Genomic DNA, 2,707 nt, shown 5'->3' with positions numbered 1-2,707 from the left:
CCTGCAGGATGGCGATATCAACGATTTCGTGATCCCGCTGAATGTCGTCGGTCAGGGCCAGCGGGTCGTGCTCGACCCGGACGTTTTCTGCTTCGAAAGGCCCTCGGAGGGAGAGGGGAGGGAGTTTCGCCGGCAGGTGCGCATCACCAACCGGACCCTGGGCGCGATCATGCGAAACCGCCGCTTTCTCAACCCTCTGGCCTATGGCTGGTTCGCCCTTTTCCTGCTCTCTCACAAGGTGCTCAGGTTCCTGGTGCCGTTCTTTTTTGCCGGTACGTTTTTGACCGCTCTGGGGCTGGCCGGGCAATCGGTTTTTTTCTCCGTCATGGCTCTCGCTCAGGCACTGTTTGTCGGTATCGGCCTTCTCGCCCTGCGTCAACGGCGCGGCGGACGGGTGGGGCAGCTCTGTTCATTCTTTCTGCTGACCATCGCCGCCCAGTTTCTCGGATGGGTGCGCTGGGCCAGCGGCAAGACAGATGTCATGTGGACCCCTCAGCGCTGATCCGGGAGCTGTACGACCCATGCGAGGACTAGTCGGGAAATGCCTGTTCGGCGGGTTGGTGGCCGGCCTGACTCTTTTGGGGGTGGCGCCGGGCATCCTTTTTCCGCTGCTCGAAGGATACCTGGTCATCGAGCCGACGCTGCAGCGGGCCGATGCCCTGGTCCTGATGGCGGGCAGCCCGGCCGAAAGGGTTCCAGTACTGGTTCGCCTCTACCAGGAAGGCGTTGCCCCGAGAATCCTGCTGACCAACGACGGTGTCCTCGGCGCCTGGTCCACTGAGCACCAGCGGAATCTCTATCACGTTGAATGGGCAGAGGTCGAATTGTTGAAGAGGCAGATTCCGCAGGCTGCCATTGTGAAATTAGCTTTCTCCGCCAGCGGTACCATTCATGATGCTTTGCATACCCGTGACCATGTTTTGGCCGATGGCGGCATCAGGAGCCTGGTGGTGGTCACGTCCGACTATCACACGAGACGAACGCTTTGGACTTTTAAAGAAGTTTTCTCCGGCGACCCTGTAGCGCTCAGGGTGTACCCTGCGGCAAGCCTGCCGCAGAGAGGAATGAAGGATAACCTTGTCATATTGACCACCGAGCTAGTGAAGCTGATGTTCTACAGGGTGAGATATGGCGATTTGCTGTCCCCTGGTTAAAGGTTTTTCCGCTTTCTCCCCTCTTGGACGCGAAGGAGACGCACATTGAAGATCCTCAATATCGTGGGTGCTCGGCCTAATTTCATGAAAATGGCCCCGATCATCGAGGCCATGAAGCGGTATCCCGGAAGGATTGAGCATTGTCTGGTCCACACCGGCCAGCACTATGACGAGCGAATGAGCAAGTCGTTCTTTGTCGACCTCGGCATGCCCAAACCCGACGTCAACCTCGAAGTCGGCTCCGGCTCCCATGCCGAGCAGACCGCCAGGATCATGGTCGCCTTCGAAGAGGTCTGTCTGCAGGAGAACCCGGACCTGGTCATCGTCGTCGGCGACGTCAATTCGACCATGGCCTGCACCATCACCGCCAAGAAGCTCGGCATCCAGGTTGCCCATGTCGAAGCCGGTTTGCGCTCCCGCGACATGTCCATGCCCGAAGAGATCAACCGCCTCTGTACCGACGTCCTTTGCGACTTCCTGTTTACCACTGACCACTTCGCCGATGAAAACCTGCTTGCCGAAGGCATCCCTCAAGAGAAAATCTTCTTTGTCGGCAACGTCATGATCGACACCCTGCTCAAACACCGGGAAAAAGCAAAGGATGTCGGGCTGGTAAGCAGGTGGGGGCTCGACACCGGGGCCTTCGCCACGTTGACCATGCATCGCCCCTCCAACGTCGACGACCCTAACGTCCTTGGCGGCTTGCTGGAGGCTTTGAACGAGATATCCAGAGAGCTTCCCATCATCTTCCCCATCCACCCCCGCACGCGGAAAATGGCGGAGCAGTTCGGACTCTCCCACTTCTTCAAAAGCCTGGACAAAATAGAGGGAATCTGGGTCACCGAGCCCCTCGGCTACATGGAATTCCTCCACCTGAACATGAACGCCCGACTCGTCCTCACCGACAGCGGCGGCCTCCAGGAGGAAACCACCGTTCTCGGCGTCCCCTGCATCACCATGCGCAACAACACCGAACGACCCATCACCTGCGAGGTCGGGACTAATTTCCTGGTGGGCAATCGGCCGGAAAAGGTCCTTGAATGCGCCAGGAAGATTCTGGGCGGGGAGGTGCCCGAGGGGCGGATCCCGGAAAAATGGGACGGCAAGGCAGCCGAGAGGATCGTCCGGGTATTGCTGGAAAACTCCCCACAAAGGTCAAAACCTGTAAGCGGATAACATCTGATCCAATCAGATTCAGATAAATTGATCACTTCGGGCCGGGTGTTCTATCATGTTTCAGCTTATCGCATCGACCCTCGCCATTATTCTTGCCGTCGCCTATGCGGCCTACGTCCTGCTGCGCCAAAGGCGCAGTCTGAATGCCTTTGCCGTTGCCGCCGGTCTGGTTTGTTTTTCCCTGCTCGAGGTCTTCGATCTGCTGGCACTGGGGAATCCGGACCATTATCTGGCCTGGAAAAAACTGTCGCTGATTTGCGAATCCCTGCTGCCGCTGTTCTGGTTCGCCTTCTGCGCCACCTTCGCCGGCGCCGGCCGGCCGACCGGGCTCCCGCTCCCGACTCGGATTTTTCTGTTTCTGACCCCCGCCTTTCTGC

Annotated in this window: 4 protein-coding genes; all 4 read left to right on the top strand. The window is 58.5% G+C overall.

The window, feature by feature from the left end; all coding sequences use genetic code 11:
- The coding region (locus VD811_13505) for a hypothetical protein (GenBank protein HXV21998.1) at window positions 1–502 on the top strand (502 nt) is incomplete at its 5' end.
- A gap of 58 nt (window positions 503–560) precedes the next feature.
- A complete protein-coding gene (locus VD811_13500) occupies window positions 561–1,154 on the top strand; it encodes a YdcF family protein (protein ID HXV21997.1) in 594 nt (197 codons plus the stop codon).
- A gap of 45 nt (window positions 1,155–1,199) precedes the next feature.
- The gene (wecB, locus tag VD811_13495; protein HXV21996.1) at window positions 1,200–2,330 is read left to right on the top strand and encodes a UDP-N-acetylglucosamine 2-epimerase (non-hydrolyzing); all 1,131 of its coding nucleotides are present in this window, start codon (window positions 1,200–1,202) and stop codon (window positions 2,328–2,330) included.
- 55 nt (window positions 2,331–2,385) lie between these two features.
- On the top strand, window positions 2,386–2,707 hold a 322-nt coding region (locus tag VD811_13490; protein HXV21995.1), incomplete at its 3' end, for a histidine kinase N-terminal 7TM domain-containing protein.

It is taken from the genome of Desulfuromonadales bacterium, assembly GCA_035620395.1.
Lineage (GTDB): Bacteria > Desulfobacterota > Desulfuromonadia > Desulfuromonadales > DASPGW01 > DASPGW01.
The sequence above is the reverse complement of the archived record's forward strand: the minus strand, read 5'-3'. Positions and strand labels throughout refer to the sequence as shown.